The sequence below is a fragment of the Streptomyces sp. A0592 genome (assembly GCF_004795115.1).
In the GTDB taxonomy this organism is placed as follows: domain Bacteria; phylum Actinomycetota; class Actinomycetes; order Streptomycetales; family Streptomycetaceae; genus Streptomyces; species Streptomyces erythrochromogenes.
This window is the reverse complement of the sequence record NZ_SSBM01000076.1, coordinates 1-13020: the sequence shown is the minus strand read 5'-3', so window position 1 is coordinate 13020 and position 13020 is coordinate 1. Positions and strand designations below refer to the sequence as shown.

Below are 13020 nucleotides of genomic sequence, written 5' to 3'. Positions count from 1 at the left end.
GTTGCCCTGGTAGCAGGCGTCGAAGACGACCTCGCCGCCGATGTTGGGCAGGCCCAGGCAGTTGCCGTAGCCGCCGATGCCCGCGACGACGCCCGGCAGGACGCGCTTGGTGTCGGGGTGGTCGGCCGCGCCGAAGCGCAGCGGGTCGACGACGGCGACCGGGCGGGCGCCCATGGCGAGGATGTCGCGGACGATCCCGCCGATGCCGGTGGCCGCACCCTGATACGGCTCGATGTAGCTCGGGTGGTTGTGCGACTCGACCTTGAAGGTGACCGCATAGCCCTGGCCGACGTCGACGACGCCGGCGTTCTCACCGATGCCGACGAGCATGGCGTCGTTCTGGGGGACCTTCTCGCCGAACTGCTTCAGGTGGACCTTGCTGCTCTTGTACGAGCAGTGCTCGGACCACATGACCGAGTACATGGCGAGCTCGGCGCCGGTCGGGCGGCGGCCGAGGATCTCCCGGATCCGGGCGTACTCGTCCTCCTTGAGGCCGAGCTCCTGCCAGGGCTGGGAGGCGTCCGGGGTTTCGGTGGCGTTCTTGACGGTGTCGAGGCTCATGCGCTGACCAGCTTCTTCAGGACCGACGTGAAGAACGGGAGGCCGTCGGTGCGGCCGGTCCCGATCAGCGGCTCGACCGCGTGCTCGGGGTGCGGCATCAGGCCGACGACGTTGCCCTCGGCGTTGGTGATGCCGGCGATGTCGCGGAGCGACCCGTTCGGGTTCACGTCCAGGTACCGGAAGGCCACGCGGCCTTCGGCCTCCAGTTCGTCGAGCGTGCGCTCGTCGGCGACGTACCGGCCGTCCATGTTCTTGAGCGGTACGGAGATCTCCTGGCCGGCGGTGTAGTCGCCGGTCCACGCGGTCTCCGCGTTCTCCACCCGCAGCTTCTGATCACGGCAGATGAAGTGCAGGTGGTTGTTGCGGAGCATCGCCCCCGGCAGCAGGTGGGCCTCGGTGAGGACCTGGAAGCCGTTGCAGATGCCGAGGACGGGCATGCCGGCCCTGGCCTGCTCGATGATGGTCTCCATCACCGGCGAGAAGCGGGAGATGGCCCCGGCGCGCAGGTAGTCCCCGTAGGAGAAGCCGCCCGCGAGGACGACCGCGTCGACCTGGTGGAGGTCCTTGTCGCGGTGCCAGAGCGAGACCGGCTCGGCCCCCGCGAGGCGGACGGCGCGCAGCGAGTCACGGTCGTCGAGCGTTCCGGGGAACGTGACGACTCCGATGCGAGTGGTCACCGTCAGGCCTCGACCTTCACGGTGAAGTCTTCGATGACGGTGTTGGCGAGGAACGTTTCGGCCATCTTGTGGATGCGGTCGAGGGCGGCCTGGTCGACCGGTCCCTCCACTTCCAGTTCGAAGCGCTTCCCCTGACGGACGTCGGCGATGCCCTCGAAGCCCAGGCGCGGCAGTGCACGCTGCACCGCCTGGCCCTGGGGGTCGAGGATCTCCGGCTTGAGCATGACGTCGACTACGACGCGTGCCACTGGCACTCCCGATGAGGTGGTTGGTGCAAGGCGGTTCCATCAGCGTACCCGGCCGAAATTTCTACGCGGGTAGATATCGGACGGCCTTGATCACCGCGCCGTTTCGGCTTCACCAACGCTTCGCAAAATCCCCAGGAAAACCACGTACCCGGCATTGCGGCGGGACACGCGGAGAGAATTAACTGAGCTTCGCAATGCAATGGGAATCGAGGTACAAAGGAATCAACCGGGATTCCGGTCGAAAGTTGCATTGCCCCATAACATCCGAACAGGCGACATCGCCGCACGTCATGCAGGTGGCGGCGTCGCACGAAGGGACCGATATCCGTGGCGCAGCGCGTAGTAGTCACGCTCTCCGACGACATCGATGGCGGAGAAGCGGCGGAAACGGTCATGTTCGCCCTGGACGGTAAGTCGTACGAGATCGACCTCAATGTGGCCAACGCAAAGAAACTGCGGAAGGGCCTCGCGCCCTTCGTGGCCGCCGGGCGCCGCCAGTCACGCTCGGGGAAGACCTTCAAGCACACCTCGGTCGCACCCGACCCGGCGGTCGTCCGCGCCTGGGCCCGGTCCAACCAGCACGACGTGCCGCCGCGGGGCCGCATCCCGAAGAAGATCTACGAGGCCTACAACGCGGCCCACTGAGAGCCGATTTGCCAAGGCCCCCCATCCGTCCGCTAGTGTGTGGATCACGCCGAGGGGCGAGGCCGCAGGTCAGAGCCTCCGAGGTCGTGCGGGTGTAGTTCAGTAGCAGAACATCCCTCTTCCAGAGGGAAGGCGCAGTGTGCGATTCCTGTCACCCGCTCTGCATGACTTTCCGACCACTCCGGTGGATCGGGTAGAGTGATGCACGTACTGCCCCGGCAGTGCACTGCTTGCGGACGTAGCTCAGTTGGTAGAGCACCACCTTGCCAAGGTGGATGTCGCGCGTTCGAGTCGCGTCGTCCGCTCTGTAAGAAGAAGGCCCCGATCATTGCGATCGGGGCCTTCTTCGTATTTCCCCCGCTTCCCGCCGCGGGACCTCCTGACAAATGTCATCGCCCGTCATGACAGCGCGCACTGCCGACCCGACCCGGCCGCCGTGACGCTTGAGCCATGACTGACACCGTGATCGAAGCCCGGGACCTGCGCCGCGGCTACACCGGAGGATTCGAGGCCGTACGCGGCGTCTCCTTCTCCGTGGCGCGCGGCGAGATCTTCGCCCTGCTCGGCACGAACGGCGCGGGCAAGACCTCCACCGTCGAGCTGCTGGAGGGACTGGCCGCGCCGAGCGGCGGGCAGGTCCGCGTCTTCGGCCTCGACCCCCTCACCCGGCGGGCCGAGGTCCGGCCGCGGACCGGGGTCATGCTCCAGGAGGGCGGCTTCCCCTCGGACCTGTCGGTCACCGAGACCGTGCGGATGTGGGGCGGGGTCACCACCGGTGCCCGCCCTGCGGCCGAGGTGCTGGAGCTGGTGGGGCTGGCCGCACGGTCCTCCGTACGTGTGAAGCAGCTGTCCGGCGGTGAGCGGCGGCGCCTGGACCTGGCGCTGGCCCTGCTCGGCCGGCCCGAGGTGCTCTTCCTGGACGAGCCCACCACCGGAATGGACCCCGAGGGGCGCCGGGACACCTGGGCCCTGGTGCGCGAACTGCGGGAGCAGGGCACCACGGTGCTGCTGACCACGCACTACCTGGAAGAGGCCGAAGAACTCGCCGACCGGCTCGCGATCCTCCACGAGGGCGAGCTGGTGCTGTCCGGCACCCCGGCCGAGGTGACCGCCACCCGGCCGGCCCGGATCCGTTTCACCCTGCCCGCCGGGGTGCCCGCGGCCCGGCTCCCGCTCGCACTGCGGGCCGCCGCCTTCGGGCAGCGCGTGGAGATCCGTACCGAACGGCTCCAGGAGGACCTGACCGAACTGCTCGGCTGGGCCCGGGAGAACGGCGTGGAACTGGCCGGGCTCGACGCCCGGTCCGCCTCCCTCGAGGAGGCCTTCCTGGAGATCGCCCAGAGCCGCCGGAGCGCCGGCGACCGCACCGACGACGACACGATGGCGGGGACCCGATGAACACGCCCACCCTCAACGCCGGCCGGATCACCGCGCTCGGCCGCTTCGAGCTCACCCTGCTGGTGCGCAACCGGGCCACACTCGGCGTGGCCCTCCTGATGCCCCTGCTGATGGTGTTCGTCCTGCGCTCCTCCCTCAGCGGGGTCGAAGGCGCCCAGGCCGTCGGCGAGGCCACCCTGACCGGCGGGATCGGCATGGTGCTGCTCCTCGTCGTCTACATGAACCTGGTCTCCGCCTACGTCGCCCGCCGCGAGGAGCTCGTCCTCAAGCGGCTGCGCACCGGCGAGGCCCGGGACCTGGAGATCCTGGCCGGGACCGCGCTGCCCGCCGCCTGCCTGGCCCTCGGCCAGATCGCCGTCCTCGCGGTCGCCGGGGCGGGCGCCCTGGACGTCCGCATGCCGCAGAACCCGCTGCTCCTCGTGGCGGCCGTCCTCGCCGGCCTCCTGCTGCTCGCCGCGCTGGCCGCGGTGACCAGCTCCTTCACCCGCACCGTGGAGACCGCGGGCCTCACCACACTGCCGCTGTTCCTGGTGACCGTGCTCGGCTCGGGGCTGTTCTCGCCGACGGACTCGCTGCCCGACCTGGCCGCCTCGCTCTGCGAACTGCTGCCGCTGAGCGGCGTGATGGCCCTCGTACGGGCCGGCTGGAGCGGCGGCGCGGAGAGCGGGGACCTGCTGGGTGCCGGGCTGAACGTACTGGCCTGGATCGTGATCAGCGTGTTTGCTGTCCAGCGGTGGTTCCGCTGGGAACCGCGGCGCTAGGACGAGTCGGGGGACGGGACCGTGTCGAAGCTGACCGGCTGGTGGAAGAACCGCAGCACCGCGGGGAAGGTCGAGCTGTACACCCGGGGGTCGTTCTACCTCTTCGTGTTCCTGGAGATCGTCTCCTTCGGGCTGACCCCGCTGGCCGCCGCGGCCGCAGAGCGGACCTCCTTCGTGGTGCCCCTCTCGCTCTTCCTGATGATGTGCGTGCACGCGGTCCTGTGCGGGGTGCTCACCTCGCGTGCGCTGCACTGGGTGGTGGGACGGCGTGAACGCCCCACCCGGCTGGCGGTGGCCACCTCCCTGGTGACGGCGGGATGCATCCTGGCCGTCCTCACCCTGCGGACCACCGGCGAATCCGATGCGACCGTGGCACCGACCATGGTGGCCGGTCTGGCCTGGTTCACCTCCGGATCGCTCGTCCTGTGCCTGAAGTCGGTCCGGCGGATGTGGTACGTCGCGGCGGCTGCGGCCGTCGCCACCGGGCTGGCCGCCCTGGGCCTCGGAATGCCGGTGGGCAAGGCGCTCGGGTACGCCGTCGGCGTGCTGCTGGGAGGCCTGTTCTTCGGCGCCACCTGCGGGTTCTCGGGCTGGCTGCTGAGGACCGTCTACGAGCTGGACCGATCCCGCGAGGTCCAGGCACGGCTGGCGGTGGCCGAGGAGCGGCTGCGCTTCGGCCGCGACCTGCACGACGTGATGGGCCGCAACCTGGCGGTGATCGCCCTCAAGAGCGAGCTGGCCGTCCAGCTGGCCCGGCGCGAACGCCCCGAGGCGGTGGATCAGATGATCGAGGTCCAGCGGATCGCCCAGGAGTCCCAGCGGGAGGTGCGGGACGTGGTGCGCGGCTACCGGGAGGCGGATCTCGCCGTGGAGCTGGAAGGGGCGCGCGGGGTGCTGAGCGCGGCCGGAATGGACTGCCGGGTCGACTTCCGGCCGGACCGGGAGCTGCCCTCCGAGGTCCAGTCGGCGCTCGGCTGGGTGGTCCGCGAGGCCACGACGAACGTGCTGCGGCACGGGGACGCACAGCGCTGCCGGATCCGGCTGACGGCCCCGGAGAGCGGCCCGGTGACGCTGGTGGTGGAGAACGACGGCGCGCCGGAGGCCCCTGCCGGGCCGCCCGGCTCGGGACTGGCCGGGCTGCGGGAACGGCTCGCCGTGCTGGAAGGGACGCTGGAGGCGGGGCTGGTCGGCGACGGCCGGTTCCGGCTGCGGGCGGAGATACCGGGCCAACGGCTCGACGGACTGGAGGTGCGGGCGTGAGCCCCGTACGTGTACTGCTCGCCGACGACGAGCACTTGATCCGGGGGGCGCTGGCCGCGCTCCTGGCGCTGGAGGACGACCTGCTGGTCGTCGCGGAGGCGGCGTCCGGCCCCGAGGCCCTGGCAATGGCGCGGGCGCACCGACCGGACGTGGCGGTGCTGGACCTGCAGATGCCGGGGGCGGACGGTGTGAGTGTCGCCACAACCCTGCGGGCCGAACTCCCCGACTGCAGGACGATGATCGTGACCAGCCACGGGCGCCCCGGACACCTGAAGCGCGCCCTGGCGGCGGGGGTGCGGGCCTTCGCCCCGAAGACGGTCTCGGCGCAGCGGCTGGCCGAGCTGATCCGGACCGTGCACGCCGGGGGCCGTTATGTGGACCCGGAGTTGGCGGCCGACGCGATCAGCGCCGGGGACTCCCCGCTGACCGCCCGGGAGGCCGAGGTGCTGGAGCTCGCGGCGGACGGGGCGCCGATCGCGGAGATCGCGGAGCGGGCCTCGCTCTCGCAGGGGACCGTCCGCAACTACCTGTCCTCGGCGGCCACGAAGCTGGGTGCCGAGAACCGGCACACTGCAGTGCGTCTCGCGAGGGAGCGAGGTTGGGTATAGTAGGTCTCGCCTTACGGCGCTTGCGGACATAGCTCAGTTGGTAGAGCACCACCTTGCCAAGGTGGATGTCGCGCGTTCGAGTCGCGTTGTCCGCTCTGTAAGGAAGAAGCCCCGGTCCGAGGACCGGGGCTTCTTCGTTTCCCTACGACCAGTCCAGGCCGGTGAGGCGCTCGTAGGCCTCGATGTACTTCGCGCGGGTCTGCGCGACGACCTGCGTCGGGAGGGCCGGCGGCGGCAGTTCGCCCTTCGGGTCCCAGCCGGAGGCCGCGGAGGACAGCCAGTCGCGGACGTACTGCTTGTCGAAGGAGGGCTGCGAACGGCCCGGCTCCCACTGGTCGGCCGGCCAGAAGCGGGAGGAGTCCGGGGTCAGCACCTCGTCCGCGGCGACCAGCGTGCGGTCCTTCGGGTCGAAGCCGAACTCGAACTTGGTGTCGGCCAGGATGATGCCGCGCTCGCGGGCGATGTCCCGGGCGCGGGAGTACACGGCGAGGGTGGTCTGGCGCAGCAGCGCCGCCGTCTCGACGCCGGTGGTGCGCGCGACCTCCTCGTAGGAGACGTTCTCGTCGTGCTCGCCGACCTCGGCCTTGGCGGCCGGGGTGAAGATCGGGCCGGGCAGCTCGGAGCCGTTCACAAGGCCCTCGGGCAGGCCCAGTCCGCAGACCGTGCGGGTCTGGTTGTACTCGACGAGGCCGGAGCCGGCGAGGTAGCCGCGGGCCACGCACTCGACCGGGACCATGTCGAGGTTCTTGCAGATCAGCGTGCGGCCGGCCCAGTCGGCGGGGGCGCCGGCGGGCAGGTCGGTGGAGATGACGTGGTTCGGGACGAGGTCCGCGAGCTGGTCGAACCACCACAGGGAGAGCTGGGTCAGGACGCGGCCCTTGTCCGGGATCTCGGTGGGCAGCACCCAGTCGAAGGCGGACATGCGGTCGCTGGCGACCATGACGAGGCGGCCGTCCTCGTCCTGATAGAGGTCGCGCACCTTGCCGGTGTGGAGGTGGACGAGGCCCGGAACCTGAACCGGCTCGGGCTTTTCTACGAATCCGGACACGGGGTCTCCCTGTGGTTCTGTATGAAGCGCACACCGATTCTCCCGCACCTGGACGCCTTCCCGGGGACAGGGGTGGGTCGGCCGTGCACGGCCGTGTCAGTCGTGCTTGCAGATCCGGTCGAGGAGATTGGCCGTGGCCCGCTGCACACGCTCGTCGACATGGCCGGGGCGGTCCAGGGCGGGGGACCAGGCGAACGTGCCGGAGGCGAAGACCAGCGCCCCGCTGGGCGCCCGGTAGAGGGAGGTCTCCTGGTGGCGGCGCTGGCCCTCGGTGTCGAGGTACGGGGAGTGCGCGAGCAGGATCCGGTCCTGGTGCTCGGGGAGCTGGGTGCGCGGGAAGTACCGGTCGGCCTCGCCCGCGACCAGGCCGGGCAGTTCGTCGTTCTCGCCGGCGCCGGTGGCGTCCCACAGCCAGTGCGTGGCGTTGCGCACGATCATCGGCGCGGGCTCGGGGACCCGGCCCGCGTACTGGATGCCGAGCAGCTGCTGCTCCGGGCGGTCGACCTCGCGCCAGAGGCTGGGCCGGCCCGGTCCGCGGCGTTTTCGGCAGGTGAGCAGCCGGTCGGCGACCCCGGAGGGCGAGGGGCCGAGCTCGACCTGCCAGTACATGGTGTTGGCCGAGAGGAAGACGAGTGAGGTCCCGTGGTTGCGGGCCCGCTCGACGGTGCGGCGCATCGGCGCCGACCAGTACTCGTCGTGGCCGGGGAAGACCAGGCCGCGGTAGCGGGTGGGGTCGACGCGGCCGGCGTGCAGGTCGCGGGTGTCGGCGTAGGCGATGTCGTAGCCGTAGCGCTCGGCCCAGCGGATGAAGTCGTAGGCGTGGCCGACGTGGAGGGGCAGTCCGGCGCCCGCGTAGGGCCGGTCGAAGGAGACGGTGACGGCCGCGTCCTGCTCGCCGAGGAGCCGGCCCGCCTCGTCCCAGGCGTGGTAGAGGCTCGCGCCGGTCCGGCCGTCCTCCGGATAGAGGTTGTAGGCCTGCCAGGTGATGTCCGGGAGCAAAAGCAGCAGGTCGGCGGGGTGGTCGTCGCGGACCGTGAAGGGGATGTGGGAGCGGTAGCCGTCGGCGGTGGTCAGGACGGCGACGTACGCGCCCACGCTCCAGTACGACGGGACCTGCAGGCGCCAGGAGAGCCACCAGTGGTGGCAGGAGACGGTGCGATCGGCGGCGAGGGGGGCGGGCTGGACGATGCCGGAGAGGCGGGGGCTGGTGGTGATCTTCGAGGCGCCGTCGCCGCCGTAGTGGCCGATCCGGTAGACGTCCACGGAGAACTGCTGGGGCGGGTCGACGGTGATGTGGAAGTCGATGGCCTCGCCCGGGGCGACGGCGCCGGTGGAGGCGAAGCCCTTGATCTGGCGGTGCACGTCGTCGGCCGTGCGGGGGCCGCCGGTGCCGCGGGCCCGGGGGATCTGGCCGGTGCCGGCGGCCGCGGCGGCCGGGTCCACGTACCAGGGAACGACGTGGCCGGTGTCGTCGAAGTAGAGCTCGCTGCCCCGGAACCAGGGCAGGGGGCCCTGCCCGAAGGGGTCGTTCACCGCGTGCGCGAGCGCACCCGACTCCCAACGCCGGATCTGGTCCGTACCCATGACCGCTCCCCTCCCTCGCTCCCCGGCCGGCGTGCGTCGCCTCGGAGCGTGGCGCCCTTTGCGCCGGTACGGCACTTCCCGGACATCCGCTTCGGGAGCATCCAGCCGCGACCGATCCCAGCACATCACATAACGCACGCAGTCCGTCACCGTTCGTCGCGAATTGACGCGACCGGAACATTGGCGTCCGCTTATCCGTGCGATCCGTCGCCCCTCCGGGGGCGGGGCGCGGGGTCTCAGACGAGGCGGACCGGCTTCTCCGTACGGACCCCGAGGGCCGACAGCCAGTCCCGCAGGGGCTCCGGGTCGCCGTCCTCGACCAGGCAGAGCACGCGGGGGGCCAGATCGGCCCGGCGGTCGCCGCCGACCAGCAGGACCGGTCCGTCGAGCCAGTCCATCCCGGGTGCTGCACCGGCCGAGTCCACGGCCGCGCAGCACACCATCGCCGTCACGTGGTCGGCCAGCAGGTCCCGGCCGCTGCGCGGCGGCTGGAGCGGGAACAGCGGTACGGCGTCCGCGCCGCGCGCCTTCCCGGCCCCGCCGGTCGTGCCCGCGGCCCGCTCCTCACGGGCCAGAGCGGCGCTGAGCCGGCCGGCCAGGGCCTCGCCGAGCGCTCCCTCGCCCGAGGCCCCCGTGAGGCAGCCCAGCACCCGTTCCAGCGTGGGCCCGGCGAGGCCGTCCACGGCGGGGGGCGCCGCGTCGGCGGCCTCGATCGTCGCGGATCCCGCCGTACCGGAGGACCCGGACGCCACGGGTGAACCGGAGGCACCCGCGGCGGCGGGAGCAACGGAGGCGGCGGGGGCGGCGGAGCCGGCACCGGCCGGACTCACGGAGCCGGCGGACGGCGCGGGTCCGGTCGCCCCGGTCGTGCCGGTCGTGCCGATCGGTCCGGCGGGCAGTCCCGCCGGGCCCGCGAGCGCGTCCAGCGCGGTGTGCAGGCGGGCGGCCTCCGCACGCCACTTGCGGTCCACGACCTCTTCCGGGTACGCCGTCCACTCCACCGGGGACCAGTCCGGCCCGGATTCGGCCGGACCGCCGTGGAAGAGCCGCGCGGCCAGCAGCGAGGTCGCCTCGTCGATCACGCCGGGCTGCTCCAGCAGGTCACATGCGGGCCGCTCGCCGAGGCGGGAGGTGAAGCCCTCGGCCAGCCGGTCGCGCCGCGACAGCTCGGTCAGCGCCGAGACCACCCCGGCGTCCAGGTGCGCGGGCCAGCGGCCCATCCGCCAGGCGGGCAGGGCCACCCTGGTCAGCAGCCGGTCCCAGCCCGCGTAGGCGAGGCCGACCTGCTCCTGGGCGACGATGCGCAGTCCGTAGTCCACACCCTGTGCACGGTCCGACGCGGCGGCGGCCACCCCGCGCTCCATCTCGGCGGCGTCCGTCCGGCACAGCCTCAGCAGAAGACGGGCCGGCGCGCCGATCCAGCCGAGGCCGCGGCGGCTGCCCACGTCCACGGCCGCGTCCAGGCCCCGTACGAAGCCTCGCGCATCGGCTATGTCCGGGTGCGCGGAGGGACCCGTACCGGCGACGACCGGCGCCAGGACCGCCCGCAGCTCCGCGACCCGCATCCACCACAGGAACGGCGAGCCGATCACCAGCACGGGCGCCGCACCGGGCGCGGACTGGGGGCCGCCGGCTATGCCGCCTCGGCGGTGGGCCGCGTGGGTGCGGTCCTCCAGCCAGCTGTCGCAGTCCGGCGTCAGGGCTATCGCGGACGGCGGGGGCACGTCCATCCGGTCGGCCAGGTCCCGCACCAGCCGGTAGAGATCGGGGGCGGCGGCCTCGGACAGCGGCACCGTCGGCGTCACCGCCGGGCTCGCCCGCAGCACCACCGCGGCGAAGATCCCGCCGAGGAGCAGCACCAGCGCCGCGACCGCGCACACCACGAGCGTCACGGCGGCCCAGGGCCCGCCGGCCAGCCGGCCCGTCGCCCGGGCGGCCACCAGCACCACCGCGAGGGCGGCGGGCAGCAGTGCGACGGCCAGGGCCCGGCTGCGCACGCGCAGCACGGCCAGAGCGCGGGACCGCGCGGACGGAACGCCCGCTTCCATGATCGAACCGATTCCGGACACGGCCGGTCTCACCCCCTCTGCCCTGCGGCTGCGTTGCTCACTCCCCCACTGTGACACCCGCCACTGACATCGCAAGGTCGGTGGGCCAAGTGCCGGAATGCTTGCGCCGCACCCTAGTTGGGGCACGCCCGGCCGTCAGGCAGACAAGGTGACGATCACCCGATGGAATGGCTTTGGGTAAAGGTGGATGCGTTCGAACGAGGTCGGATGCAGTCGCACGCGGACACGCCCGCGGGCCCGGGCGCAGGAGGTGCGCACCGGGCCCGCGGGTCCGTGGAGCCGCTGGTCAGCCGAGCCCGGCCGCCTTGGCGGCGATGTCCGTGCGGTGCTGCGAGCCGTCCAGCCGGATGCGCGCGACGGCCGTATACGCCTTCTCGCGCGCCTGTGCCAGATCAGAACCCGTCGCCGTCACGGACAGGACGCGACCACCCGCGCTGACGACGGCGTCGCCCTCGCGCCGGGTCCCGGCGTGCAGCACGTAGGCGTCGGGCGCGTCCTCGGCGGCCACCTCGGCCAGGCCCTCGATCGGGTCCCCGGTGCGGGGGGTGTCGGGGTAGTTGTGGGAGGCGATGACGACCGTGACGGCGGCGTCATCGCGCCACACGAGCGGCGGCTCGTCGGCCAGGGTGCCCTTGGCCGCGTTCAGCAGCACGCTCGCGAGCGGGGTCCGCAGCCGGGCCAGGACCACCTGGGTCTCGGGGTCGCCGAACCGGGCGTTGAACTCGATGACCCGGGTGCCGCGACCGGTGATCGCGAGGCCGGCGTAGAGCAGCCCCGAGAAAGGGGTGCCGCGGCGGCGCAGCTCGTCGACGGTCGGCTGGAGCACGAGCTCCATGACCTCGTCGACCAGCTTCGGGTCGGCCCAGGGCAGCGGGGAGTACGCGCCCATGCCGCCGGTGTTGGGACCCTGGTCGCCGTCCAGCGCGCGCTTGAAGTCCTGCGCGGGCTGGAGCGGGACCACCGTGACGCCGTCGGTGATGGCGAAGAGGGAGACCTCGGGGCCGTCGAGGTACTCCTCGATGACCACGCGGTCGCAGCCGAGCGCGTGCGCGCGGGCCGCGTCCCGGTCCTCGGTGACCACGACCCCCTTGCCGGCCGCCAGACCGTCGTCCTTGACGACGTAGGGGGCGCCGAAGGCGTCGAGGGCCGCGTCCACCTCCTCCGGGGTGGTGCAGACGTAGCTGCGCGCGGTCGGGACCCCGGCCGCCGCCATCACGTCCTTCGCGAAGGCCTTGGAGCCTTCGAGCTGGGCCGCCTCGGCGGACGGGCCGAAGACGGGGATTCCGGCCGCGCGCACGGCGTCGCCGACTCCGGCGACCAGCGGGGCCTCCGGGCCGACGACGACTAGGTCGGCGCCGAGCTCGGTGGCGAGAGCGGCGACGGCTTCGCCGTCGAGGGCGTCGACCGGGCGGAGCTCGGCCACCTCGGCGATGCCGGCATTGCCGGGAGCACAGTGGAGCGCGGAGACGTCGGGGTCGAGGGACAAAGAGCGGCACAGGGCATGTTCGCGGGCGCCGCCGCCGATGACGAGGACCTTCACGCTCCTCAGCCTAGCCCGGACGGCGGCGCCCCTTTCGTGCGGCCACCCAACTGGAACGGCCCTACTCGTTTGTGTACTCCTCCACAACAGTGGCTCCGAGCTCGCGCACGATCAGGTCGTGTCCGGTCAGCGCGCTCTCGACGAGGTCGGGGTCGTCGTCCTCCGCGAAGTCGTCCTCGGGAGCGACCGGCGGGGGCGCCTGCTGTACGGGCGGCTGCGGCGCGGAGACCGACTGCTGGGGGCGATGAGGCTGCTGGGGCTGCTGGGACGGCTGCTGCTGCGGCGCGGCCGGGGCCTGCGGGGCCGGGGCGTGCTGCTGCGGGGGCGGGCTGTAAGCCGGGGCGGGCGCGGACGGCCCGCCGTACGACTGGCCGGGGGCGGACACCGGGGCGGGGCCGCCCCCGCCCACGACGGCTTCGATCTTCCAGTTGACCTGGAACTGCTCGGCCAGGACCGCCTTGAGCACGTCCTCGCTGCCGCTGCTGGCGAAGTTGTCGCGGGCTCCGGCGTTGGGGAAGCCCAGCTGGAGGGTGGTCCCGTCGAAGCCGGTGACCTGCGCGTTCTGGCTGAGCAGGATCCAGGTGAAGCGACGGCGGTTCTTGACGGCGTCCAGAACGCCCG

12 protein-coding genes, 3 tRNA genes and 1 pseudogene are annotated in these 13020 nt (G+C 72.2%); 8 read left to right on the top strand and 8 right to left on the bottom strand.

Annotated features, from left to right (window positions below; all coding sequences use genetic code 11):
- The 3 genes from E6U81_RS39010 to purS form a co-directional block, all read right to left on the bottom strand.
- Positions 1-561: AIR synthase related protein (locus tag E6U81_RS39010; RefSeq protein WP_240804279.1), on the bottom strand; the 561-nt coding region annotated here is incomplete at its 3' end.
- The gene (gene purQ / locus E6U81_RS39005) at positions 558-1238 is read right to left on the bottom strand and encodes a phosphoribosylformylglycinamidine synthase subunit PurQ (protein WP_031156354.1); all 681 of its coding nucleotides are present in this window, start codon (positions 1236-1238) and stop codon (positions 558-560) included. The genes purQ and E6U81_RS39010, both read right to left, overlap by 4 nt.
- Positions 1239-1240: 2 nt before the next feature.
- Complete coding sequence (gene purS / locus E6U81_RS39000) at positions 1241-1492, bottom strand: phosphoribosylformylglycinamidine synthase subunit PurS (RefSeq protein WP_008740952.1); 252 nt, start codon at positions 1490-1492, stop codon at positions 1241-1243.
- A 321-nt stretch (positions 1493-1813) separates the two neighbouring features.
- On the opposite strand from purS, the gene E6U81_RS38995 reads away from it, so the two are divergent.
- The 8 genes from E6U81_RS38995 (at position 1814) to E6U81_RS38960 (ending at position 6253) form a co-directional block, all read left to right on the top strand.
- A complete protein-coding gene (locus E6U81_RS38995) occupies positions 1814-2131 on the top strand; it encodes an Lsr2 family protein (protein WP_136234724.1) in 318 nt (105 codons plus the stop codon).
- A gap of 88 nt (positions 2132-2219) precedes the next feature.
- Positions 2220-2291 (top strand) — tRNA-Gly (locus tag E6U81_RS38990).
- A 72-nt stretch (positions 2292-2363) separates the two neighbouring features.
- Positions 2364-2436 (top strand) — tRNA-Gly (locus E6U81_RS38985).
- A gap of 145 nt (positions 2437-2581) precedes the next feature.
- Positions 2582-3529 carry an ABC transporter ATP-binding protein gene (locus tag E6U81_RS38980; protein ID WP_136234723.1) on the top strand — a complete coding sequence of 316 codons (948 nt, stop codon included), beginning with the start codon at positions 2582-2584 and terminating at the stop codon, positions 3527-3529.
- Positions 3526-4290 carry an ABC transporter permease gene (locus tag E6U81_RS38975; protein ID WP_136234722.1) on the top strand — a complete coding sequence of 255 codons (765 nt, stop codon included), beginning with the start codon at positions 3526-3528 and terminating at the stop codon, positions 4288-4290. The genes E6U81_RS38980 and E6U81_RS38975 overlap by 4 nt, the downstream gene beginning before the upstream one ends.
- A 21-nt stretch (positions 4291-4311) precedes the next feature.
- Positions 4312-5550 (top strand): histidine kinase, encoded by a 1239-nt coding sequence (locus E6U81_RS38970; RefSeq protein WP_136234721.1) that lies wholly within the window; start codon positions 4312-4314, stop codon positions 5548-5550.
- Positions 5547-6158: a response regulator transcription factor gene (locus E6U81_RS38965; protein WP_031156344.1), complete on the top strand. Its 612-nt coding sequence runs from the start codon at positions 5547-5549 to the stop codon at positions 6156-6158. The genes E6U81_RS38970 and E6U81_RS38965 overlap by 4 nt, the downstream gene beginning before the upstream one ends.
- 22 nt (positions 6159-6180) lie before the next feature.
- Positions 6181-6253 (top strand) — tRNA-Gly (locus tag E6U81_RS38960).
- A 47-nt stretch (positions 6254-6300) separates the two neighbouring features.
- Here E6U81_RS38960 and E6U81_RS38955 read toward each other — a convergent pair.
- The 5 genes and pseudogenes from E6U81_RS38955 to E6U81_RS38935 form a co-directional block, all read right to left on the bottom strand.
- A complete protein-coding gene (locus E6U81_RS38955; protein ID WP_136234720.1) occupies positions 6301-7206 on the bottom strand; it encodes a phosphoribosylaminoimidazolesuccinocarboxamide synthase in 906 nt (301 codons plus the stop codon).
- Between the two features lie 96 nt (positions 7207-7302).
- Positions 7303-8790, bottom strand: coding sequence for a N,N-dimethylformamidase beta subunit family domain-containing protein (locus E6U81_RS38950; RefSeq protein ID WP_136234719.1), 1488 nt, complete (start codon positions 8788-8790; stop codon positions 7303-7305).
- 236 nt (positions 8791-9026) lie between these two features.
- On the bottom strand, positions 9027-10838 hold the full coding sequence (locus E6U81_RS38945; RefSeq protein WP_136234725.1) for a hypothetical protein: 1812 nt from the start codon (positions 10836-10838) through the stop codon (positions 9027-9029).
- A 307-nt stretch (positions 10839-11145) separates the two neighbouring features.
- The gene (gene purD, locus E6U81_RS38940) at positions 11146-12399 is read right to left on the bottom strand and encodes a phosphoribosylamine--glycine ligase (RefSeq protein ID WP_136234718.1); all 1254 of its coding nucleotides are present in this window, start codon (positions 12397-12399) and stop codon (positions 11146-11148) included.
- A gap of 61 nt (positions 12400-12460) precedes the next feature.
- Positions 12461-13020: pseudogene (locus E6U81_RS38935) on the bottom strand (DNA polymerase III subunit gamma and tau); the annotation flags it as partial.